This is a genomic window from Paenibacillus sp. VTT E-133280 (assembly GCF_002264385.1).
Taxonomy (GTDB): domain Bacteria; phylum Bacillota; class Bacilli; order Paenibacillales; family Paenibacillaceae; genus Paenibacillus_AQ; species Paenibacillus_AQ nitricinens.
The window spans coordinates 1-24,669 of record NZ_NFUX01000057.1; the positions used below are offsets into that span (position 1 = coordinate 1).

The following is a 24,669-nucleotide window of genomic DNA, read 5'->3' on the forward strand; positions in this document are numbered from 1 at the left end:
TTATGCGAGAAATATAAGGATAATGTATAGTGTGAAACTTATATATTATTATATTTATAAAAAGGGGCTGTTGTCCTGGTCGATCATGACCAGAGCAACAGCCCCTTCGGTTGTTAGAAGTTAATTTTTATGATTCTTGGAGTGCTAACCATTCTCGATCTAAAATGCTCATTTCCACACCATCTACATATTGCTCTCCAAACAGCGCCGATTCACGCACTACACCCTCCCGCTTAAAGCCCAGTGCCTCATAGGTTTTCTGGGCAACGGTGTTGAAAGCGTAAGCCCCCAGGGAAAGACGATGCATACCCAAGCCCTCAAATCCGATTCGGAGCATTTCATTCATCATCCTTGTTCCAAAGCCTCTTCCCTGATAATCAGTATCTACTACTACTCTGCCAATACTTGCAGATCGATTGGACCGGTCTATGCCTGAAAAGCTGATGTGTCCCACGACCTGCTGAGTAGCTTCGTGCACCGCACAGAAGATAAGGCGATCAGAATTCGCTGGATGATTAGCTCCATCTAAATACTTAGTAAGCTGGTCATCGTCAAGTGGAAAAGTTAGCGAAGGTCCAGCCCATTGCTTCAGATACTCAGGTGAAACACTCCATCGTTTCAAGTGCTCAAAGTCCGATTCAGAAATAAATCTAAGAATCAGACGATCGGCATCAGGTTGTTCCTCAAAATGCTCATACAGGTTCACTAAACGACCATTTCCCATATCGTTAGTACCCATGTAATGAAAACCCATGCTCTGATAATAACGATTAAGTTTAATGTTATGTGCGACGGTATCAAATCTGAGTCCTCTGTATCCAAGCTCCTTGGCTCGCACCACAGCATATTTAAGCATATGCTGACCAAGTCCCTGACTGCGGTGTGATCCCGCTACAGCTAATCTATGCAAATATGCATAAGACTCATTGTTTTTGCTTCCCCAGTATTGAGGATCACTGAATTGTAACGTGAACATTCCAACTACTTCTTCACCGTCAATCGCAAGATATACATGCCTATCGGCGAAATAACCTGTAATATCCTCCTCGTTAAATTGGCCGGGGGTCCATTGCTTTATCCCATTTCGCTCCATCCAATTTGCTGCTTCCTGCAGCAGCCTCAAGATATCACCTGTCCGATCAGGCTCTCCACGAACGATCCGAATCGAATTCCCCCATACTTCCATTTCCATACCTCCTAGACATCTGATTCAGGTAAGATAGCTGTAATTTGTGCTACATGATCTGAATTGACTTCAGGCAGCTTCTCAGTAAGAGGCAAGATTACGGTAACTTCAGTTCCACTACCTAGCTCACTTTCCATTTCGAGCTTACCGTGGTGAAGTTCCACGATTTGTTGTGAGATGGCTAGACCTAAGCCCGTTCCTCCGTTCAACGCATCCACTTGAAAGAAACGGTCTTTAACCCTGGAGATATGTGCTTCACTAATCCCAATGCCGCTATCACGAACTATGATAGCAGTCTCTGTATTGGAAAGTCTCTTCGCAGACAATTCTATACTGGAGTCCTCATGGGAAAACTTCACAGCATTGTCTACCAGATTTAAGAATACTTGTTTTAGACGGTTGGCATCCCCTTTAACAAAGATCCCTTCCTCACATTCAAGAAGCAAGTGAATCCGTTTCTTCTCTGCCTTGGCCCATATATTTAGTATGGTCTCCTGAAGTAATACTTTCACATCAACAATCCCAATGGACAGCTTCATCTGGTTCTGCTGCAGCTTTGAAAAGTCTAAAATCTCCTCTACCAGACCAATCAAGCGTTCGCTTTCTTTGGAAATGATGCTGACTCCAAGCTTCGTCTCCTCCGGATCATAGCCTCCAGAGACCAAGGTTTCACTCCAACCCTTAATACTAGTAAGGGGCGTCCGAAGCTCATGTGAAATGGACGAGATGAAATCATCTTTAATCTGATTGCTGCGCACAATTTCCTGAGCCATATAATTCAGCGTGGAAGCCAAGTCACCAATCTCAAATTTGTAATTCCCCTTAATCCGCACATTAAATCTACCCTTAGCCATCTGGGCTGAAACCGCCGTAATGTTATTGAGCGGCTTTACAATTGAATTGGCAAGCCCGATGCTGAACACGATAACAACAGCCATAACAGCCGCACCTATACCAATGGACAGTAATGTAAGATTAAGCAAGTCGTTGTTAATACCTTCGAGTGAAGTAAGATATCTTAGAATATACGTATCACGTCCGTGAATTTGCACCGTTTTAGACACAGCCATAACACTCTCGTTAGTACCGCTCTGGCGCCCTACCCAGCGCCCGATACTCCCGCCCACTGCTTCAGGGACATCACTAGTTGTAATCGTACGGTCTGGCTGAAAACCAGTCGAACTGGTGATCATATCCCCAGTCAAGGTTAATACTTCTAGCTCAGTATTGTTCAACTCAAATCTTTCCAGCAGCTTTTGCAGCTGGGTCGAGTTGTTATCGCCCTCTAGCTCGTATTTATGAAAAAACGACTCTGCAGTGGTAATATGATTTTTCATCTTGCTATATACACTGTCATAATAATACGTTCTGATGGCAAGCAGGAAGATAACTTCTACTAGGAGAAGCGCCAAAAAAACTACAAGAATGTAGTGTAGAACAATTTGTCTGCGCATCCCCTTCTTAATCATTGTACTTGGCCTTTCCATCTATATCCGTGTCCCCATACCGTTTGCAAAAATTCTGGCTCTGACGGATTATTCTCTATCTTTTGACGCAGACGACGAATATTCACATCCACAATCTTAGGATCTCCCATATACTCCTTGCCCCACACATGATCCAGCAGAAGATCGCGGCTGAGCGGCGTATTTTCTTTTTCGAGAAAGAATTGGATCAATGAAAACTCCGTGGGTGTCAGTTCAATCGCTTCATTATCACGTTTAAAATGTTTGGAAATAAGATCCAAGGTAAATGGTCCTGAAACGAAAGAAACTTTCGCTGACTGTTCACGATGAACGTTTACTCGGCGCAGCAATGATTGAATTCGAGCAATCAGTTCTGTCGGGCTGAATGGCTTGCTAACATGGTCATCTGCTCCTACAGATAATGCATATACCTTATCTTGCTCTTGAACCTTGGCTGTCAGAAAAATAATCCCCAAACGTTCATTGGTTTCTCTTACCCGCCTACATACTTCAAATCCATCAATACCCGGAACCATTACATCCAATAGAGCAATATCAATATCAGGGATCGTGGTTAACTTGTGAAGGGCTTCATGCCCGTCCGCAGCCTCTATCACTTCAAACCCATTACGCTTCAAGTTAATGACAATAAAACTACGAATGGACTCCTCATCTTCCAGTATCAGTACTTTACTCATCTATTCCCTTCCTTTCTATAGGGGAAGCAATTTTATTACTTCCTTCTTTTCTTGTACTTTGTTCTAACTTACCGCGGTAGGCGATGACCTTGTCTGCATCACGTGCAAGCAGATCCCAACCGTCATTCTTTACGCGATCCCATTCTGAAGGAGAGAAGAAGGAAACCTCAGCAACCGTCTCACCGGTATCTGACATGATGAACTTAAGGTTCTCATCCAGAACCGATTTCGTATCCACTGTCACCTTCCCATGCCATTCCGGTGAAAAATTAATATTGAATCGATCCGATGGATCATGATATAGCTGGGTTGCAAAGGTCAGACCTTCTTTTCCATCCCATTTATAATAAGTGGTAAAGTATGGAGTTTCAGCTGGATCGAAATACTCCCATCCTTTAGGTGCCTCAAGCAATCCAATTTCAATAATGCCATCATGATCAATATCTTCGCTTGCAATCCGACGATCTTTAAAAGTTCGCGCATCGCCTGGTAATACGACGCGCAGCTTGTTATTCTCCATAACGACAATTGAGGTATACGCAGATTGGGAATCCACCGCAGCATCCAATACGATTCCTTCTTTATCCTCTGAGATTTTTCCTGCAACAATATTGTAATAATTATTAAAATAAGGGTCGATATTCTCAAGCTTATCGAGCACCTTAAAGCCATCATTGTATTGATAGACCGAAATGGTTGCAAATTCATTTCTTTTAAAGTAAACAACGGTGATGTCTTCAATTCCATCCCCATTAATATCCTCAATCATATATTTTGTATAAGGATGTGAAAGTACTTCTTCTAATGATCCGCTGGAATAGCTATAAACGACAAGACCTTTTTCTTCACCTTGTGAATAGCCGGTAACAATTTCAAGCTTCCCATCACCCGTCATATCCTTCAAATCAACCGACTCCAGTACAGATCCGTCGCCATCGAATACAAGTTTTTTGACCCAAGTGTCGCCCTGTTTCTCCAGTATCATCCCGTGAATTATTACGGCTTCTCCAGGCGTCTTATAGAACACTAGCGTCTCCATAACTCCATCCTTATTGAGATCCTCAGTAAAGATGGTACTATCATCGTCATTGGTCGGACGAATCAACGTGGAACCTGCTGGCTTAAGTGAATTAATAGCAGCCATAAGCGTTGCTTTGTCAGCAGACAATTGTGGGGATTTCATCTTAGAAACAGGATCACTGATGAAAGTACAACCCGACAGTACGGATAACGTCAGCGTTGCGGCTACAAAGCACCTAAGACTTCTCATATTCAACTTCATCACTCTTTTCCTTATCCGTGTCCTATATTTAAAGATTTGCACGCTCTTGGAACGTTAATCTGCGCCCCTTTATATCATGCTTAATTCTGCCATCTTCTAGTACCCATAGACGCGTTGCAAAACGTTCCGCTAATTCAATCGGTAACACCGTTACAACCGTAAGCCCGGTTTCTTTACACAGCTTCCGCAATGTTTCCAAGACACTCTCCGCAGATTTAGGATCTAATCCCGTAACCGGTTCATCCGCTAAAATCACTTTAGCACCGTGAGTCAACGCTCTAGCAATCGCTACACGCTGCCTTTCTCCGCCACTGAGTTGACTTGTCTTCATCTTCGCCTTATCCAGGAGTCCAAGGGCATCCAATTCATCCATTGCACCCATATAATCATCTGAACGTACCATCCCAGTGACCATTCGCCATAACGGCGTTTGCGCGGACTGGCCGATCAGTACATTTTTCAACGCAGTACGGTTAGGATTGAGCTCTGCATTCTGCTCCAGGTATGCCCATTCGCGGCGGATTTTTCTTTTACCTGTAAAGGCACTCGCCATTATATCTGTACCGTCCACTCTAAAATTCCCTCTATCCCACTTCTCACGCAGCGCTAAACAGCGCAGTAAAGTGGTCTTACCGCTACCGCTAGCTCCAAGTATTGCTACGAACTCACCCGGTTCTAATTGAAACCCTATATCCTGTAGAACTGGGTTCTTATCTTCCCCAACTGCCTTTGCTAAGTGTTCAACTGTGATCATAGTTCAGCCTCTCCCTGTCTTTATCTATAATCTATAGTGTACTCTGAAAGCCAGATGAATTTCCATGCGAGCACTCGTTCTTATCTTACCTCAAATTTTTTGCCGTGGCGAGAAAAATAACCCCAACAATCCGAAGGCGATATATAAAGCGCCCATTAAGCCGAAAATCCCCCCGCCCCAGCCGACTTGCATGAGCAAACCGCCGATACCTGGACCTATAATACTGCCTATACTAAAATGAAAAGAAGCAACCACATTTGCAGCAGGCAGTAAATGTCGTGGTAAAATATCCGCAGCCAGACTAAGCCCTAACGAGAAAAAGGAACCTACAAGTCCACCTGCAATCATCAACAGCACCATCGTCACTTTGAAATGGTCACCTGCTAATGGCAATAATGCGAAGGCAATTCCGCCTCCAATCCCAGTAAGAATCAACACCTTCTTCCGACCAAATCGGTCACTCCACAGTCCTAACGGGAATTGTAACAACAGTCCCCCTATGCCCGCAAAAGGCAATAAGGCTGCAATTTGATCCGTGCTGTATCCGATCCGGAGGCCATACACTGGAAAATTACTGTTTAAGCTTGCTTCCATGAAACCGTAAAGGAGTGCAGGAATTAAAGCGAACCATGCTAAACTGTAACAACGTCCAAACCGGCGTACCTGACTTTCTCCACTATCAACTTTATCTGGTCGTGAATCTGGAAGCATTGTAATGGCAAGTATTAGGACCAGCAAAAAAAGAAAAGCTAGAACAATAAAAGGTGTTGCCTGACCAAAGCGCAGCAGACTGATTCCAAGTGGCCCCAAGCTAAACCCCAGACCATAGGACATCCCATACAGGGAAAGATTTCGTCCGCGATGCTCGGCAGGCGTCATTAGCAGCACCCACAGCTGGGCGGCATAATTGATAGCTGCATCACCAACACCAACAAGTAGACGTAACACAAACCATATTTTGATTCCAGGAAAAAAGGGGAATAAGAGCAAGCTTACTAAGACTAAGCTTATCCCGCCAGCAATCAGTTTTTTGAATCCAATCGCTCCGAGAACTCTTTCAGCAATCAAGGTCATTCCGAATGATCCTATGTATAAAGCAGCTGCATTTAGTCCATTAAGCGAAGAGGAAACTCCTTTCTGCTCCAATAGAATGGATAATACGGGAAGCAGCATTCCTTGGCTGAGTCCAGCCGCTATAGTAGCGGTAATAAGAATCATGAAATTCATTTTGCTGTTACTTCGAATAGATAATCTTGGCCGGTCTGACACAGATGATATCCCCCTATGATTAATAACGCTAATTTGTTCTAACGCCAATTGGCAAACACCGAACATTATAGTGGACAACCCTCTTCAAAACAAGAGATAATATGAAGATGTTACGGATTTCCTGGGGGTGCATGAGACATGGAGTACGAATTAAAGATCGACGTATCGCCGGTTTATGAACTGCTGGACAGTTTTATGTTATATGTAACTAGAAAATGGATCTCCAATTTGGACATTGGTCCCCACTGGATAAGTGATGTGGAAGATCGCATTTCTTCTCATAAGGTAACAGCTTTAATGCAGGCCGCCGAGTGGCCTTTTACGGATTATGATGTGCTATATGCCTGGGTATACATTCGAGGACCCGCAACGTCAGTTCAGCATTTCTTAGATGATCTGGATTCAGCCTCCATAGAAGAATGTTATCAGCAGATCGCTCCGCTCATTCAGGAGTTTACGATTGAAGATGCTTTTCGGATCCGGAGCAGCTATAGTCCACTCTTGCGTCTCTGGTACGAGCAATACTTCCGCCATGTGGAGCACAAAATATTACCGCTATTAATTGAAGATGCTTCTGAGAAAAAAATGCTTGAAAGCAAAATGGACCCCATTTCTCTAATTGAATACGCATCTGGCGGTGTAGTTTTGGAGGAGATCACGGATCTTAAAACAATTGTATTACTACCAACTGTTCATAATCGTCCGATTAACACCTACTGCTTCTACAAAACCATGGTAATCGTACAGTATCCTGTAGATGTACCTTTAGAAGACGAAAATGAACCACCCATGGTGCTTTTGCGCATGACCAAGGCACTTTCCGACCCCACCAGACTTCGATTGCTACGCTATGTCGCGCATGAACCCAAGTCGTTGTGGGAGATGCAATCTGATCTTAATCAATCCAGAGAAATGCTGATGCATCACCTTATGATTCTACGAGTAGCCGGCCTCCTCCGCATCCATCTTAGGGGTGAACAAGATGAACGTTTCAGTATTCGCCCTGACGGCGCATCAGAGCTTCAAATGTTTCTAGAGTCTTATATTTACCTATAGAACACGATACAGATACAGATCCAAGGAGTGAGAGATATGAAATACACGACACAACAGGTGATTTTTGATCTAGATGATACACTGGTCCACTGCAACAAATATTTCGATCTGATTTTAGGGCAATATTTTGAGCTGATGACCGATTGGTTTAATGAATTTGGCCCAAGCACCAGTGAATTACGTAACAAACAAATAGAAATTGACGTGCACACGGTCAACACAAGTGGTCTGGCCAGCGATAATTTCCCTAAATCCCTAATCGCTACCTACCGCTATTTCTGCGCCAAATATAATCGTCCGACGGACCGTTTTCAAGAGCAACAGTTACACAAGCTTGGATTAAGCGTCTATGATCAAGAAATCGAAGCTTACCCTGGTATGGTTGAAACGCTGGATACTCTGAAGCAGGATGGTCACCATTTATTCCTGTATACAGGTGGAGACGATACGATCCAACAACGTAAAATTGAACAAATGAAGCTGGATGCTTACTTTGATGACCGGATCTATATTCGTCAACATAAAAATGTTGAGGCGCTTGAGAATATTTTGACTACACAAGGCTTTGACCGTAAACGTACTTGGATGATTGGTAACTCGCTACGCACAGATGTACTTCCGGCAGTAACTGCAGGCATTAACAGTATCTATCTGAAACAACAGAATGAATGGAGTTACAATCTTATAGAACTAGAGCAAGAGATGCAGCAAGCTGTGAAGACGATTTCCTCCATCCATGAGGTTCCTCCTGTTATTCGTACTGCTACTCTGCAGAAACTCTAGGTGTAACGTAACCTCAGACATTGTTACAAATGACATATCTTCTCTTCCTTTGGGATGATTATACTATTTTTGTACCATTCCCATAGGAGGTAGGAGATGAGATATGAATAAGAAAGTGAAGTCCAACCATTCTCGAACTAACAAAACAATGCTTCCCATGCTCTTAGGCGTAATTGTTGTAATCCTTATTGCTGTTATTGTCTTCATTCTAAATGACAAGACGGACAGTACAGAGGGACTACCTAACTACACCGATGTGAAGGGGAGCATTGTTGTTGATGGGCTCAAATATGAAAAGCAACCTCATCTTGGAAGCCCTGATGCCAAAATCAAAGTCATCGAATTCGCAGATTTCAAATGTCCTGCCTGCAAAAATTGGACGGAGAAATATCTGGATACATTTGTTAAGGACTACGTGGATACCGGTAAAGTTGAGCTCTTCTTCATGAACTTTGCCTTTTTGGATCGAGATTCCTATCTTGCTGCAAGTGCAGGCGAAGCCATTTATAAGCAAAGCAACGAGAAGTTCTGGGAATATCTTCATAAGCTCTACGCCAATCAAGGAGATGAGAGCAAAATATGGGCCACACAGAAGTTCATTCTAAATTTCGTCAAAAATAACATCGAAGGTATTGATTACACACAATTCGAGACCGATCTCAAGAATCACACCTACATGTTCGACGTCAAAGAAGATTTCAAGATCGCGGGATCATACGGCGTCAACGGAACACCTAAATTCATGGTAAACGGTGCCTTGCTTCCTGACTCCTCCTATGAAGGGTTAACTGCAGCGATTGAAGCGCAGCTGGCTAAATCCGCTGAATAATTATAAGGCGTTATTAAAAAGGTGTCTCTGCCATGTATCCATCATGGCTAGAGACACCTTTTTACCGTACACACATTCGTTCCGATCGACTATGATTCTATTGCTAATTGGCCCGTATCCATATTTTGAAGCACTAGCTTGCCTTCCAGAGGTGTACCGTCTTCGCTGGTAAGCTTTAGCTTGCCTGTCCGACCTTTCTCAATCAACGCCTTCACTTGCGCATCCGTGAGTGTACGACCATGATTCTCTTTCCAGATCACGAATTTGCAGCCTTCCTTGTAATGAGAGCAGCCGTAGCCTTTTTTACCCATAAAAATCATTCCACCACAGCCGGGACGCGGACAGCTTCCGATGACCTTAGGACCTGAATTGGCGGATTCCTCTTCACTACTTACCTTACGCTTTCGCGGTGCTGCAGGTTTGTCGGTGGTTTTACGAGATGTATTTCCAGCACTTCGCCCTTTAGCACTTGTATTGACAGAAGGCGTCTCCCCTTCAAATGAGGTTTTGGACGCCCGAGATTGTACTCGTACTTTATCTACAATCATGCAGGCGAATCTTTTTACATTCTCCATAAACTGCCCGTCCGAAGCCGTTCCTCTCGATATTTCGTTCAAACGACGTTCCCATTGTCCAGTCATTTCCGGTGAAGTCAACAGTTCAATACCCGCTCCACGAATCAGCTCAATGGCTGTTCGTCCTTTTTGTGTAATGGCAATTTTTTTGCCCTGCATTTCGATGTATCCGACATTCTTCAGCCGTTCTATCGTTGCTGCGCGAGTAGCCGGAGTTCCAAGCCCTGAATCCTTCATAGCATCGCGAAGCTCTTCATCCTCAATCTGCTTTCCGGCACTTTCCATCGCTCGAAGCAGCGTACCCTCTGTGTAATGCTTGGGTGGCTGGGTATCTTTCTCTTTAACAATAGCTTCACTACAAACCACTTCTTCAGCCGGAGCAATAGAAAATGGTTCATTCACTTCGATCTCTTCGTCCTCTTCCTCATCCTTGTTCTTACCCTTAGAAGACTTCGCTTTATCCTTCTTCTGGTCTGCGTAAATGACCTTCCAGCCGAGGCTTAATAATTCCTTAACTGTAGTTTTGAACTTTTCCTCTTCAACCTCGGTCATCACCGTATGCACTTTATACTCCGCTGCCGGATAGAACTGAGACAAAAAGCGCCGAACAATCAGATCATACAGCTTTCCCTCATCTGCACTAAGTCCTGATGCTTTACGATATGTAGGTAAAATCGCGTGGTGATCCTCAACCTTCGAGGGGTTGCAGATGAATTTATTCCCTTTATGAACCAGATTACGGTTCGCACCCTTCACCCATTCATCATAAGCCGTCCCTTGCAGCGCAGATAACGTCTTATGCATCTCAGGAATATTCTGTTCGGTAACATAGTTGGAGTTCGTCCGCGGGTAAGAGATCACCTTATGCTTTTCATATAACGCTTGAGCGATATCGAGCGTCTTTTTCGCGGAAAAAGCGTACTTTCCATTCGCCTCCCGCTGCAGCAGCGTTAAATCGTACAGCTTATTGGGATACTCTTTCGTTTCCTTAACCTCGTAAGACTCAATCCGGCCCGGTTTTCCTTTGACCTTAGCAGCCAGCGCCTCCGCCTTATCCCCGTCGGTCAGCCGCTCTCCCTGCCACATGCCTTTATAGGTCATTTCATTCTGATTAAAATGTCCTTCCACCTCAAAAAACTTAAGGGAAGAGAACGCCTCAATGGTCTTCTGACGGTCGTAAATCAACGCGAGCACGGGAGTTTGAACTCTGCCCACGGACAGCAGCACATTATGTTTTGTAGTAAAGGCACGTGATCCATTCATTCCTATGAGCCAATCGGCTTCACTGCGTGCCTTTGCAGCTTTGGTTAAATTCTCGTACTCCGATCCATCCTTCAGCTCCTGAAATCCTTTGCGAATGGTTTCTGGCGTCAAATCTGAGATCCATAGCCGCTTCACAGGATGCTCCAGCTTCAAATGCCGTTGAATGAGTGAAAAGATATGCTGCCCTTCTCGCCCGGCATCGCATGAATTCACTAGAAGATCACTACGTTTCGCAAGATCTCCAATGACCTTGAGCTGGTCGATTGTCCGCGCATTAGGAACCAGTTTGAACTGGTCTGGAATAATGGGCAGATCATTAATGTTCCACTTTTTGTATTTAACATCATAAGCATCCGGCTCGGCCAAACCGATTAAATGCCCTATAGCCCATGTAATAATGTACTGCTCCCCTTCAAGATAGGAACGGTAATTTTTGGCCTTTGGTTCTATTGCGGCGGCGATATTCCGCCCCATATCCGGTTTCTCCGCAATAATGAGTGTCTTCAAAAACAATCGCTCCTTACCTTTTCGTTCTTAAGTCCAAAATGCGTCCAGTATTCTATTATAACATTAACCTCGGATTTTTTTAATGGATTGGTTAGTAGGCATTGGAAAAATTCAGACTTCCCTTAGTCTTTTCTATGAATTAGAATAGTTTGGTAAACGAGTTTTATATATCGGAGGAATCAAAACGTGTCTGAAAACAACAAATTTACAGAACCTTATACGGACAGAGACGGTCACTATCTGAAAGCAGAATGTGAGCGCTGCTTCGGTTTGTGCTGTTCCGCACTACCTTTTTCAGCTTCAGTGGATTTTGCTATGGATAAAGCAGCTGGCCAGCCGTGCCAAAACCTACAATCGGACTTTCGCTGTGGTGTACATACAGATTTAAGAGCGCTTGGATTTCGTGGTTGTACTGTATATGACTGTTTTGGGGCTGGGCAAAAGCTCTCTCAGGTCACTTATACTGGTGAGGACTGGCGGAAGAATCCAAAAACTGCGAAGCAAATGTTCGAGGTATTTCCGGCCATGTGGCATTTGCACGAATTGCTATGGTACTTAAATGAATCATTGAACTTAGATATAACCCATTCAATACATGTTGAGCTGCAAACAGCACTCGATGAGACGGAACAACTAACTTCACTTAACCCTGATTCTCTACAGAAGGTGAATGTTGACGCTCATCGAGCAAAGATTAATCTGTTGCTGTTGCAAGTCAGTGAACTTGTCCGTACTGAGGCTCGTCGTAAACTAAAAAAAGCATCGAGAACTTTCAGCCGTGGCGCTGACCTTGTCGGCGCAAATCTTAAAAATGCAGATCTCAGGGGCGCCAACCTGAGGGGAGCCTATTTGATTGCCGCTGACCTTAAAGGTGCTGATCTTAGAGATGCAGATCTTATTGGTGCAGATTTCCGTGACACTGACCTTAGGGGCGCAGATCTATCAGAGAGTATTTTTCTAACTCAGGGGCAGATTAATGCGGCGAAAGGCGATGATCTCACTAAATTACCGCCAGCACTCACCCGCCCTGAACATTGGCTTTCGATATGAGTTGTAGAAATTATACCTGCTGCGAAAAGAATTCTTGAATACGAGAAAGGGCTTCGATCATTTCTAAGACCTCTTTACCCGCAGAGGCTCTTTCTAGATACTCCACCCTACCTTGTGCAGCTTCTTTACCGACCACTAGCGTTACGGGTATACCAATCAAGCTTGAATCCTTAAATTTAACGCCAGCACGTTCATCCCTATCATCCAGCAGCGTCTCAATACCGAGTTTAGTAAGCTGAAAATACAGCTCCTCTGCAACTGCCAGTTGCTCCAAGTCCTTTATGGATATCATCAAAATATGAACCTGATAAGGTGCTAATGCAACTGGCCACATTATTCCTTGATCATCATGATTCTGTTCTACTATCGCGGACAATAGCCGTGAGATCCCAATTCCATAACACCCCATGATCATAGGCTGACTCTTGCCAGAACGGTCTAAAAAGGTAGCTCTAAGCTTCTCACTGTATCTGGTTCCTAGTTTAAATACATGCCCAACTTCTATTCCTTGTTGGAAATGCAGAACACCATTCTCGCAGTGTGGACAAGCTTCTCCTTCTGCTACATTACGAAAATCCCCCACATGTTCAAGCCCAAAATCTCTTCCAGGTACAACATTTCGGAAATGGTAATCTTTTTCTCCCGCCCCCGTCGTCCCTTGAATCATTTCTGTTACTACTGCATCAACGAGTACAGTTATTTGCAGTCCCACAGGCCCTACAAACCCACTCTCTACTCCCGTTAAGGATTTCACAGCATCATAGTCAGCAAGTGCAATCTCCGCCGCACCGATATATTTACTTACTTTTATCTCATTGACTTCATGATCTCCTCGAACCACTACAGCAAAGAATTGTCCGTTTCCTTCATAGATCAATGTTTTCATAATCTGCTCGGGCTGGATCTCCAGCTCCTGCTCTAATTGATTTATAGTGCGGATATCTGGGGTGTGGAATTTCTCTATTTCGGGTAATTCAAAGTTTAATGCTTTCTTTATAGGCTGTACGGCTTCTGCCTGCTCCAGATTGGCCGCATAATCGCAAGAGGAACATACTGCAATCGTATCCTCCCCGATATTAGCCAGTGCCATAAATTCATGGCTGCCCCCTTCTCCGCCAATCGCACCAGAATCTGCAAGAACTGCTCTAAACTTCAGTCCACAGCGAGTAAATAATCGGTGATATGCATCGAACATTTGGAGGTATGATTTATCGAGTCCTTCTGTGCTGATGTCAAAAGAGTACGCATCCTTCATCAAGAACTCTCTTCCTCTTAGCAATCCAGAACGTGGTCGCCGTTCATCTCGAAACTTAGTCTGAATTTGATAAACGGTAACAGGAAGCTTACGATAGGAGCTAATCTCATTCCGCACAAGTGAGGTTACTGCTTCTTCATGCGTTGGACCGAGAATGAATTCCCGCTCATGGCGATCCTTAAAAGTCATCAATTCCTTCCCATAAACATCATAACGTTCTGATTCCTTCCAAAGTTCTGCAGGCTGCATGGATGGCATTAAAATCTCCTGGGTTCCGGAATGATCCATCTCTTCCCTTACAATCGCTTCTATCTTCCGCAGAACCCGCCGACCAAGTGGTAAATAGGTATACACTCCAGCAGCTAATTGGCGGATATATCCTGCACGCAGCAGTAACTGATGACTAATGGTCTCCGCCTCCGAAGGCACCTCACGCAGTGTTGTTAATAATAAATTGCTCTGTCGCATCTTAATACCCTCCCCATAAATTATCTCTTTAAATGCAAAAAGACACATTCGTCAGGGACGAATGTGTCGTGATACCACCCTTATTCAACTGCCAGCTCAACATACAATTCTTTTGAATATGGCAATTCTCAAATCGGATAACGGTCGATTCCGGCAGCGGGTAAGAAAATACTACCGCTACAGCTACCAAGGCAGGATACCATTCACACGTGTTCGAGGAACCTTTCACCCGGTGGGTTCCCTCTCTGTTCTAACGCTTTTTGAATCGTAGATCCTTGGTCAATGCTTTTATCATTTAAATATTGTATTAAATCCTAATTCCTAAACAAGAACAGTTGAACCCATCAAGTATTTATCCACTTCACGCGCAGCTTCGCGTCCTTCATTGATGGCCCAAACGACCAAGCTTTGACCACGGCGCATATCGCCAGCAGCAAATACTTTATCTATGTTCGTATTGAATTTACCATAACGTGCTTTCACATTGGAACGACGATCTGTTTCAAGATCAAGCTGTTGAATAATATCTTGTTCAGGACCATCAAAACCAATGGCAATCAGAGCGAGTTGAGCAGGATATACAGCTTCAGTGCCCGGAACAGGTTGATAGATCTTACGACCTGTCTCATCTACGATCCGGCGGATCTGTACGGTGTGAAGCTCTTTCAAGTTGCCCTCTTCATCCCCAACAAATTTAGTAGTCATGATAGAAAATTCACGCGGATCATCTCCAAAAATGGCTTTAGCTTCTTCTTGCGCGTAATCCAGGCTGTATACATTCGGGAATTGAGGCCATGGATTAGCAATCGGATCACGCTGAAGAGGTGCTTTTTCATGTGTACCAAATTGAGTGATGCTGCTGCAGCCATGACGAAGTGCTGTAGCAACACAGTCAGAACCAGTATCACCGCCACCCAAGACGATCACGTCTTTACCTTCTGCAGATACATAGTTGCCGTCTTCAAGATTGGAATTTAGATAGCTCTTAATTGTACCATTTAAATAATCCATGGCGTACATAACACCCTTAAGCTCACTGCCTTCAACGTTAAACCGACGTGCCTTTGTAGCCCCACCACACAGAACAACCGCATCATACTCATCCACTAGCTGTTGAGCAGGAATATCCTTACCAATCTCTGTATTCACCACAAAATTAATGCCCTCTGCAGCTAATAAATCTACACGACGTTGTACAACTCTCTTATCGAGTTTCATAGTGGGAATGCCATATGTCAGCAGTCCGCCGATGCGGTCACTGCGTTCAAATACAGTTACAGTATGTCCAGCCTTATTTAGTTGAGCTGCTGCTGCTAGTCCAGCAGGTCCAGAGCCTACGATTGCAATCTTTTTGCCTGTACGTTTCTCTGGAGGATTAGGTACAACCCAGCCTTCTTCAAAGCCCTTATCAATAATAGCTAGCTCAATGGTCTTAATGGTCACCGGCTGTCCAATTAGACCCACTGTGCAAGAGCCTTCGCAAGGGGCAGGACAAATGCTTCCAGTAAACTCAGGGAAATTATTCGTCTTATGCAGACGTTCCAGTGCTTCTTTCCAGAGTCCGCGGTACACCAAATTATTCCACTCGGGAATTAGATTATGAACTGGACAACCCGAGGTTCCACCAGCCATATCAATTCCTGTATGACAATAAGGCGTTCCGCAATCCATGCAGCGCGCTCCTTGTGTCTGAAGCTCGTCCTCGGATAAATGATGGTGGAACTCCTCCCAGTCTTTTACCCGCTGTTCAGGATCCCGATCACCTGGGAGCTGCCGTTTATACTCCATAAAACCTGTAGGTGTAGACATGTTTACGTTTCCCCCATCCGTTCTCTTCGTGTTGAAGTATAGTACATTGTAGCATATTGCGGCTTCTTATGGTTGTGAGCAGCGCAATGAAGTACCTGCACATTCTATACCTGTAGATTATCATTTCTAATTTTAATTATAGTAGCACTCATTACTTTTGCACAGTAATGGATTAATCTACTGATTTTTTGTACTATTTCACATGTTATGTCAGAGAAAACGTTTTATTGCTATTCCGTACGTTCATAAACAAGAAAACGGTAATCATACGGATTCTTTTCATCACGAATTCCCTTCTTATTTGAAACCTCTTTCCACAGACTCCAGTCAATATCAGGAAACCGGGTATTCCCTTCAAAATCCTGTTCAATTTGTGTTAACATCAGCTTGTCAGCATATGGCAACATCAGCTTATAAATTTCCGCACCGCCGATCACCATCAGCTCATCGCCTTTTCTACCCTCGCTGAGAGCTTCCTCAAGCGTGTGTACAACCTCTGCACCTTCAGGAGAATAACCAGTATCTCTAGTCATAATTAAGCTTGTTCTGCCCTTTAGAGGCTTCCCTCCGAGTGAATCCCACGTTTTGCGGCCCATAAGCATTCTCTTCCCCAGTGTTTCCGCTTTGAAATAAGCGAAATCCAGCGGTAAATGCCAAGGCATATCGTTATCTTTTCCAATAACATGATTGGTGCCCATTGCCCATATTAAGCTAATACTCATGAAACACGCTCCTTCCTACTTATTAAGATCAAAAAATCTTGATAACAATTCATTTACACAGCGATCGGCGCTTTTATCGAAGGATGCGGGTTGTACCCTTCAATGATAAGGTCTTCCAGCTCGATATCAAAAAGTGATTTCTGATTTGAATGAATGACCAATGTAGGCAATGGTCTTAAGTCTCTTGATAATTGCTCTTTTACTTGATCAACATGGTTTGAATAGATATGTGCATCACTAATGCTATATACAAACTCACCTACTTCTAGACCACATTCATGTGCTATTAAATGTGTAAGTAATGAGTAAGACGGGATATTGAAGTTAGCGCCAAGAAAAGAATCAGCGCTGCGCTGCAGCAAGTGACAGCTTAATTTACCATTGGCAACATAGAACTGGAACATAACGTGGCAAGGGGGTAACGCTGCTTTACTTCCTTTTGCCCCAGCATTTATAACATCTTCCGGGTTCCATGCGCTTACAATTAAACGACGAGAATCAGGATTTGTTTTGATCTGATGAATTACATCTTGTAATTGGTCAATGGATTCACCCGTAGAAGATGTCCAATTTCGCCACTGCTTACCATAAACATTCCCTAGGTCACCATGCTTCGCTGCGAACGCATCATCTTCTAAGACACGATCACAAAATGCTTTCATCTCTGCTTGATAAACTTGATTGAATTCTTCATCAATTAAACAACGATTCCCGAAATCCGTCATATCTGGACCTGCATATTCGTCTGATTCAACCCATCTTTTGAAAGCCCATTCATCCCAAATATGATTATTATTTTTCAATAAATAACGGATGTTTGTGTCGCCTTTAATAAACCATAATAATTCACTTGCGATTAAACGGAACGGTGTCCGTTTTGTTGTAAATAATGGGAAGCCTTTGGATAAATCAAATCGCATTTGATAACCAAATACACTAATTGTACCTGTTCCGGTACGATCTTCTTTTTTTACACCATGATCTAAAATATATTGTAAAAAATTCAAATAGGTTTGTTCTAACTCATTATTCAATTTACTGCACCTCCGTAATATTTCACCTCATATATTATATCTGAAAAATCCGATTTTTGTAGAAGGTAAGATATTTTTTAAATTTATTTAATAATCTGGGGAGTTCACTACTCCGATATCCTTAACTCTACTCTAACCCCATAAGCACGAAGTGAGGCTTGTCCACCTACAGGGAAAGTAATCATAGGGGATGTATGTCCAAAGTCCACGTCTGCAATGACAGGAATGTCTGATAGCTCTTCTTTCGAAGTTATGATTTTGATCAACAGTTCTTTAGTCATGCGTGATCCTTGTTGGAATCTTCCAATAACCAATCCTTTAACATGCTGAAAATCCGGTTGATGAATCAGCGATTGTAAATCCCTATCAAACGTTGCAGGCGATGATTCATAATCATCCTCTACAAATAATATCGAATTTTTTAAACTTGGCATATACTCCGTTCCCTGCAAAAGATTTAATGTACAAAGGTTCCCACCGATAATTGTCCCCTTTGCTTCCCCATCATTGATAATGAATGGGCCCTCATTTCTGATAAATACACGGTTCTCCTGATCCAGATACCACTCATCATCACTCCAATGCTTCGAAGGCCTCACCACTATTTCTTTGTTGTCCATCATCAGCTTACGGAAATATTCGGTTGTATATTCATTGTCGTGAAGCATTGCGAAGCTAGAAAAATGTGGTCCGGAATATGTAACTAATCCTGTTTTAGCATAGATCGCATTACTTAAAGCCGTAATATCCGAATACCCGCATAATCGTTTAGGATGCTCAGCAATGAGGGAATAGTCGATATAACGTAGCAGCTGATTGCTATTAAAGCCTCCAATGGTCGTAAGAATCCCTTTAACATTCGGATCTAAAAAAGCTTCGTGCAAATCCTCTATTCTAGAATCGATCGATGAGGAGACAAAATCATCCTTCTCAAAGGAATTTACGGAAAATGATATCCGAAAACCTAATTTTTGCAGCTGTTCTTTGGCAATTTTCCTTTGTTCAGCAGCGATTAATGACAGACTTCTGGCAGGTGAGATGATCCGCAACTCATCACCAGGCTTTAACTTATTGGGTTTCATCATTTGTCCTCCCTATATAAGTTTTTAAAATACGGATGAATGATTTTATAGAGTATTCGATCAATTTGTTTCATCTCCTTCCATTATATCTATTTTCAAAAAAGTGGAAAACTCAAAAAGGCGAAACGCAAATGCGTTCCGCCTTTCAGTGCCTGCTAGAGCAATTGGGTAAAGAAATTATTTCATTACGTGAATAGGGTGACCTTCAACCAATTCAGCAGCTTCCATGACGATTTCGCCAAGGGTTGGATGCGCATGAATAGTCAAAGCGATATCTTCAAGTGTTGCGCCCATTTCGATAGCCAAACCAAGTTCAGCGATCAAGTTAGAAGCTTCGATACCAACGATTTGTGCACCAAGCACAAGATTGTTCTCGGAGTTAGCAACAATTTTGATGAAACCTTCTGGGCTGTTCAAAGATACGGCACGGCCATTCCCTGCAAATGGGAACTTACCAGCTTTCACTTTGTAGCCTTTGTCTTTCGCTTCTTTCTCAGTCAAACCAACGCTTGAGCACTCAGGATCTGTAAACACAACTGCTGGGATGACTTTGTAGTCAACAACAGATGTAAGTCCTGCAATCGCTTCTGCGGCAATCTTACCTTCATAAGAAGCTTTGTGAGCCAACGCCAGACCTGGAACAACGTCGCCGATAGCGAAGATGTTAGGAATGCTAGTGCGACCTTGGTGATCGACTTTGATCAATCCACGCTCTTCGAGCTCAAGACCAATCAGGTCTAGTCCAAGTTCACCGTCAGTGTTAGGACGACGGCCTACAGTAACAAGCAAGTAATCCGCAGTTACTTCTTTGGATTCGCCACCAACAGAATACTTCACAGTAACTTCCTTGTCGTTCTGTACAGCACTTTCAGCTTTAGCGTTAGTTACGATTTCGATGCCAGTTTTAGCCATGTTCTTCGCAACCAAACGAGTCATATCTTTATCGAAGCCTGGAAGTACAGTATCCAAACCTTCAATGATGGTTACTTTAGTACCGAATTTGGAGTACATTTGGCCAAGTTCAGCGCCGATGTATCCACCACCGATTACAATCATGCTCTTCGGAATTTCTGGAAGTTCCAGAGCTTCAGTCGAAGACAAAATGCGTCCACCGAATGGGAAAGGTTTCAATTCAATCGGACGGGAACCTGTAGCAATGATACAGTGTTTGAAGCGATAACGTGGGGATTCATGATCATTGAACACACGTGCTTCTGTGTCGCTGATAAACATGCATTCGCCGTTAAATACTTCAATTTTGTTACCCTTCATCAAGCTAGTCACGCCGCTAGTCATTTTCTTAACTACGCCGTTTTTGAACTCTTGAGTTTTGGCAAAATCCACTTTAACGTTCTCAGCTGTAACACCGAAAACTTCACCATGCTTAGCAGATTCGAACTGATGTGCTGCTGCAATCAGTGCTTTAGAAGGGATACATCCGCGGTTCAAACATACACCGCCGAGTTCCGATTTATCCACGATGAGGACTTTTTGGCCGAGCTGAGCGGCACGAATTGCCGCTACATACCCACCAGGACCTGCACCAATGACCAATGTGTCAATATCTAGAGAAGCGTCTCCTACTACCATAATTATACCTCCATAACCAGCAGCTCAGGATTATTGAGCAGCGATTTAATGTAGTTCATAAAGTTTTGAGCAGTCGCACCATCGATAATACGGTGGTCAAAGCTGAGTGACAACGCCATTACAGGAGCAACTACGATTTCACCATTTTTCACAACTGCTTTTTCACTGATACGGCCAGTTCCGAGGATAGCCACTTCAGGGAAGTTAATGATTGGAGTAAAGAACATGCCGCCAGCAGAACCAATGTTACTGATGGAGATCGTGCTACCCTTCATTTCGTTAGCAGACAATTTACCGTCACGACCACGAACAGCAAGGTCAGTGATGCTGCTAGCGATCATCCAAATGCTCTTACGATCAGCGTCTTTGATAACTGGAACGATCAGACCGTTAGGAGTATCAGTAGCGATACCGATATTGTAGTATTTCTTGTAGACGATTTCGCCTGCTTCTTCATCAATCATAGCGTTGAGCGCTGGGAATTGACGGGAAGCCGCAACCAAAGCTTTAACAATGAACGGAAGGTAAGTAACCTTAACGCCTTTTTTCTCAGCGATAGGTTTCATACGTGTACGGAATGCTACCAGTTCAGTAACATCTACTTCGTCCATAATGGTAACGTGTGGTGCAGTGTAAGCAGATTTAACCATTGCGTTAGCGATCGCTTTACGAATGCCCTTGTATGGTACACGTTCTTCTTCAAGACTTACATTACCGCTTGCTGCTGCAGATGTTGCTTTAGCTTCGGTCTTAGCAGCCTTAGGAGCTTCAGTAGCCGCTGCTGCAGGTGCTGCAGCAGGTGCTGAACCACCCTTCAAGAATGCTTCTACATCTTCACGTGTGATTTTGCCGCCTTTTCCAGTTCCGTTCACTTTGGAAATATCGACTTTTTGCTCACGAGCAAATTTGCGAACGCTTGGTGTAGCCAATACATCGCGGTCAGGAGCTGGTGTCACACTTGCAGATCCGCCTTGTTTAGCATCAGATGGGCTAGTTGCTGCAGGGGAAGAAGTAGTATTTGCACTTCCTTGTGCTGCATCAGCTTCAGCAGAGGCATGACCTGCTTGTTCAGGAACGTCACCTTCTGCTGCAATGATAGCTACAACATCGCCAACGCGGCATACTTGACCATCTTTAGTCAGAACTTCCAACACAGTACCATTCACTGGACAAGGAACTTCAACAACAGCCTTGTCATTTTGAACCTCCATGATGATATCATCATCGGTTACTTTGTCACCGGCTTTGATATGCATTTTGATGATTTCACCTTCATGCAGACCTTCACCTAGTTCTGGGAAACGATACTCAAAATTTGCTGATTTAGCATTCGAAGATGCAGGAGCAGCAGCTGGAGTTGGAGCCGGAGCTTCTTCAGCAGCATGACCTTCTTGCTCAGGAACGTCGCCCTCAGCTTCGATAATCGCTACAACTTCGCCAACACGGCATACTTGACCATCTTTAGTCAAAACTTCCAACACAGTACCGTTCACTGGACAAGGCACCTCAACTACCGCCTTGTCATTTTGAACTTCCATTACGATATCATCATCCGTTACCTTGTCACCGGCTTTGATATGCATTTTGATGATTTCACCTTCATGCAAACCTTCACCTAGTTCAGGGAATCGGTATTCAAACTTTGCCACTTTGAAAACCTCCTTGTGAAATTGGGACTGACCTTATGATTAGAGAAGAAGAAACGACGTTGTCATCCTTTAGGGATGACAACCGTTTCTCATAGGAAATATTTTAGAAATCCAAAACTTTCTTCACGCCTGCAATAATACGCGCAGGGTTTGGAAGCCATGTATCTTCAATTTGTGCGAATGGATACACGGTGTCAGGACCTGCGATACGCAGAACCGGTGCTTCCAAGTGCAGCAGAGCTTTTTCGTTGATTTGTGCAATAACTTCAGCAGCCACACCGGAGCTCTTTTGAGCTTCTTGTACTACGATTGCACGATTAGTCTTCTTCACAGACGCTACGATAGTGTCGATGTCGATTGGACTTACAGTACGAAGGTCGATAATTTCAACGTTAACGCCTTCTTTTTCGAGTTGCTCGGCTGCTTTGGTAGCTGTATGTACCATCAGCCCGTAAGTAATGATCGATACGTCTGTACCTTCACGCACTACGTTTGCTTTGCCAAGTTCAACAGTGTATTCACCTTCTGGTACTTCAGCACGGAAAGCATGGTAAAGGTTCAAATGCTCCATGAAGAATACAGGGTCATTGTCGCGGATAGACGCGATTAGAAGTCCCTTAGCATCATATGGGTTTGAAGGAATTACTACTTTAATACCCGGGCTTTGCGCAATCAAACCTTCAAGTGAATCTGTGTGAAGCTCAGCAGCTTTAACCCCGCCACCAAAAGGAGTACGGAATACGATTGGAGCATTATATTTACCGCCAGAACGCCAGCGCAGACGTGCCGCTTGAACAACGATCTGATCCAGTGCTTCAAAGATAAAACCTACGAATTGAATTTCAGCAATCGGGCGGAAGCCTTGTACACCAAGACCAAATGCCAGACCACCGATAGCGGACTCAGCTAGTGGAGTATCAAAAATACGATCTTCGCCAAATTCTTTTTGCAGACCTTCTGTTACACGGAAAACGCCACCTACATTACCAACATCCTCTCCGAAGATAAGAACGTTAGGGTCACGATTCAGTTCAACGCGCATCGCGTCGCGAATCGCTTCTTTCATATTCATTTGTGCCATTGCCTGATATCCCCCTTATTCAAAATCGGCTTTTTGCTCTTCCAGATGTTTAGGTGTTACTTCGAACATGCTGTCGATCAAGCCAGGTATTGTCATTTTTTCGGTTTGTTCAGCTTTTTTGATCTGCTCGTTAACTGTAGCTTTCGCTTCATCTTTCACGCGCAGCGTATCTTCTTCAGTCCAAAGACCTTTCTTCTCCAAATACTTGGCAAGACGGTTGATTGGATCCTTTTCACTCCATTGTCCCTCTTCTTCTTTCGAACGATATTTACTTGCATCGTCAGAAAGGGAGTGTGGACGGAAACGGTAAGTTACAGCTTCGATCAATGTAGCACCTTCGCCATTACGTGCACGCTCAGCAGCGTCACGAACAGCACTGATTACTGCAAAGATGTCCATGCCGTCAACTTTAATTCCTGGAATACCAGCTGCAACCGCTTTGTGAGCGATCGACTTGGAAGCTGTTTGTTTTGCGAACGGAGTCGTAATCGCATAACCATTGTTTTGAACAAAGAAGATAACAGGCAGTTTAAAGCGACCAGCAAAGTTCAAGCCTTCATAGAAGTCGCCTTCTGAAGAACCACCATCACCAGTGTAAGTAATTGCAACACTCTTTTGTTTTTTCAATTTAAAGCCCATTGCAATTCCTGTAGCGTGCAGGATTTGCGCGCCGATGATGATTTGTGGCATCAATACATTAACGCCATCAGGAATCGCTCCACCATGCTGGTGTCCACGGGAATATAAGAATGCTTGGTACAATGGAAGTCCGTGCCATACTAGCTGCGGAATATCACGGTAGCCTGGGCATAAGAAGTCTTCTTTCTCCAAAGCGTACTCGCTACCAATCATAGTAGCTTCTTGACCGGATACCGGTGCGTAGAAACCAAGACGGCCTTGACGGCCAAGATTTACTGCACGATCATCCCAAGTACGGGTAAATACCATACGATACATAATTTCTTTCAGTTGATCGTCGGTTAAATCAGGCATTTTATCCTTGTTGATAATTTCTCCATCCGGGGAAAGTACCGTTAGAGCCTCGACGTCCTCTGTATACACTTCATAAGGAACTTTACTCATTATCTTCACCTCAATAAAAAAATTTGAATATCAGCTGCCTCTGTTATAATATTATTATACACCTGTTTGGTTACTTTCGTCAAAGAAATACTTATAAAATTTATATTCCTTTAAATTTTGTATGTATAACAGGTGATTTATTTTTATATAACAGTTTAAAGCTTTTGGAACAAGTAAA

20 protein-coding genes are annotated in these 24,669 nt (G+C 43.6%); 4 read left to right on the forward strand and 16 right to left on the reverse strand.

The genetic code is table 11. The features are described 5' to 3' along the window. Window positions 1–127: 127 nt before the first annotated feature. The 6 genes from CA600_RS21920 to CA600_RS21945 all read right to left on the reverse strand — a co-directional run bounded on the left by CA600_RS21920 (window position 128) and on the right by CA600_RS21945 (window position 6,631). Window positions 128–1,186 (reverse strand): GNAT family N-acetyltransferase, encoded by a 1,059-nt coding sequence (locus CA600_RS21920; protein WP_179281697.1) that lies wholly within the window; start codon window positions 1,184–1,186, stop codon window positions 128–130. 11 nt (window positions 1,187–1,197) lie between these two features. Next, window positions 1,198–2,655 (reverse strand): sensor histidine kinase, encoded by a 1,458-nt coding sequence (locus tag CA600_RS21925; protein WP_094872910.1) that lies wholly within the window; start codon window positions 2,653–2,655, stop codon window positions 1,198–1,200. Beyond that, on the reverse strand, window positions 2,652–3,350 hold the full coding sequence (locus tag CA600_RS21930) for a response regulator transcription factor (RefSeq protein WP_042128265.1): 699 nt from the start codon (window positions 3,348–3,350) through the stop codon (window positions 2,652–2,654). The genes CA600_RS21925 and CA600_RS21930 overlap by 4 nt, the downstream gene beginning before the upstream one ends. After that, a complete protein-coding gene (locus tag CA600_RS21935; protein ID WP_256989962.1) occupies window positions 3,343–4,632 on the reverse strand; it encodes a hypothetical protein in 1,290 nt (429 codons plus the stop codon). Before CA600_RS21935 ends, CA600_RS21930 begins: the two co-directional genes overlap by 8 nt. Window positions 4,633–4,660: 28 nt before the next feature. Then, a complete protein-coding gene (locus CA600_RS21940; RefSeq protein WP_060623387.1) occupies window positions 4,661–5,386 on the reverse strand; it encodes a phosphonate ABC transporter ATP-binding protein in 726 nt (241 codons plus the stop codon). 90 nt (window positions 5,387–5,476) lie between these two features. Next, window positions 5,477–6,631 carry an MFS transporter gene (locus CA600_RS21945; protein WP_094872984.1) on the reverse strand — a complete coding sequence of 385 codons (1,155 nt, stop codon included), beginning with the start codon at window positions 6,629–6,631 and terminating at the stop codon, window positions 5,477–5,479. A 162-nt stretch (window positions 6,632–6,793) separates the two neighbouring features. Here CA600_RS21945 and CA600_RS21950 point away from each other — a divergent pair, with 162 nt between their 5' ends. The 3 genes from CA600_RS21950 to CA600_RS21960 all read left to right on the forward strand — a co-directional run bounded on the left by CA600_RS21950 (window position 6,794) and on the right by CA600_RS21960 (window position 9,323). Continuing rightward, the gene (locus CA600_RS21950) at window positions 6,794–7,711 is read left to right on the forward strand and encodes an ArsR/SmtB family transcription factor (RefSeq protein WP_094872912.1); all 918 of its coding nucleotides are present in this window, start codon (window positions 6,794–6,796) and stop codon (window positions 7,709–7,711) included. Window positions 7,712–7,747: 36 nt separating this feature from the next. Then, window positions 7,748–8,494: an HAD family hydrolase gene (locus tag CA600_RS21955; protein ID WP_094872914.1), complete on the forward strand. Its 747-nt coding sequence runs from the start codon at window positions 7,748–7,750 to the stop codon at window positions 8,492–8,494. Between the two features lie 103 nt (window positions 8,495–8,597). Continuing rightward, window positions 8,598–9,323 carry a DsbA family protein gene (locus CA600_RS21960; RefSeq protein WP_094872916.1) on the forward strand — a complete coding sequence of 242 codons (726 nt, stop codon included), beginning with the start codon at window positions 8,598–8,600 and terminating at the stop codon, window positions 9,321–9,323. A gap of 89 nt (window positions 9,324–9,412) precedes the next feature. Here CA600_RS21960 and CA600_RS21965 read toward each other — a convergent pair whose 3' ends face one another. Then, complete coding sequence (locus tag CA600_RS21965) at window positions 9,413–11,668, reverse strand: type IA DNA topoisomerase (protein ID WP_094872918.1); 2,256 nt, start codon at window positions 11,666–11,668, stop codon at window positions 9,413–9,415. Between the two features lie 186 nt (window positions 11,669–11,854). Here CA600_RS21965 and CA600_RS21970 point away from each other — a divergent pair, with 186 nt between their 5' ends. After that, the gene (locus tag CA600_RS21970) at window positions 11,855–12,718 is read left to right on the forward strand and encodes a pentapeptide repeat-containing protein (protein WP_256989963.1); all 864 of its coding nucleotides are present in this window, start codon (window positions 11,855–11,857) and stop codon (window positions 12,716–12,718) included. 10 nt (window positions 12,719–12,728) lie between these two features. Here the strand turns inward: CA600_RS21970 and CA600_RS21975 are convergent, their stop codons facing one another. From CA600_RS21975 to pdhA, 9 genes are all read right to left on the reverse strand, one after another. Beyond that, the gene (locus CA600_RS21975; RefSeq protein WP_094872920.1) at window positions 12,729–14,441 is read right to left on the reverse strand and encodes a proline--tRNA ligase; all 1,713 of its coding nucleotides are present in this window, start codon (window positions 14,439–14,441) and stop codon (window positions 12,729–12,731) included. A gap of 321 nt (window positions 14,442–14,762) precedes the next feature. After that, on the reverse strand, window positions 14,763–16,250 hold the full coding sequence (locus CA600_RS21980) for a glutamate synthase subunit beta (RefSeq protein ID WP_094872922.1): 1,488 nt from the start codon (window positions 16,248–16,250) through the stop codon (window positions 14,763–14,765). Between the two features lie 230 nt (window positions 16,251–16,480). After that, window positions 16,481–16,972: a dihydrofolate reductase gene (locus CA600_RS21985; RefSeq protein WP_094872924.1), complete on the reverse strand. Its 492-nt coding sequence runs from the start codon at window positions 16,970–16,972 to the stop codon at window positions 16,481–16,483. A gap of 53 nt (window positions 16,973–17,025) precedes the next feature. Beyond that, a complete protein-coding gene (locus CA600_RS21990) occupies window positions 17,026–18,006 on the reverse strand; it encodes a thymidylate synthase (protein ID WP_094872926.1) in 981 nt (326 codons plus the stop codon). Between the two features lie 107 nt (window positions 18,007–18,113). Continuing rightward, window positions 18,114–19,088, reverse strand: a complete 975-nt coding sequence (locus tag CA600_RS21995; RefSeq protein WP_094872928.1) for a S66 family peptidase — start codon at window positions 19,086–19,088, stop codon at window positions 18,114–18,116. 177 nt (window positions 19,089–19,265) lie between these two features. Next, entirely contained in the window at window positions 19,266–20,678 is a 1,413-nt protein-coding gene (lpdA, locus tag CA600_RS22000; RefSeq protein WP_094872930.1) for a dihydrolipoyl dehydrogenase, read from the reverse strand. Window positions 20,679–20,680: 2 nt separating this feature from the next. After that, entirely contained in the window at window positions 20,681–22,327 is a 1,647-nt protein-coding gene (locus CA600_RS22005; RefSeq protein WP_094872932.1) for a 2-oxo acid dehydrogenase subunit E2, read from the reverse strand. 103 nt (window positions 22,328–22,430) lie between these two features. Further along, window positions 22,431–23,408: an alpha-ketoacid dehydrogenase subunit beta gene (locus CA600_RS22010; protein ID WP_094872934.1), complete on the reverse strand. Its 978-nt coding sequence runs from the start codon at window positions 23,406–23,408 to the stop codon at window positions 22,431–22,433. 15 nt (window positions 23,409–23,423) lie between these two features. After that, complete coding sequence (gene pdhA / locus CA600_RS22015; RefSeq protein ID WP_042188812.1) at window positions 23,424–24,491, reverse strand: pyruvate dehydrogenase (acetyl-transferring) E1 component subunit alpha; 1,068 nt, start codon at window positions 24,489–24,491, stop codon at window positions 23,424–23,426. Window positions 24,492–24,669: the final 178 nt, after the last annotated feature.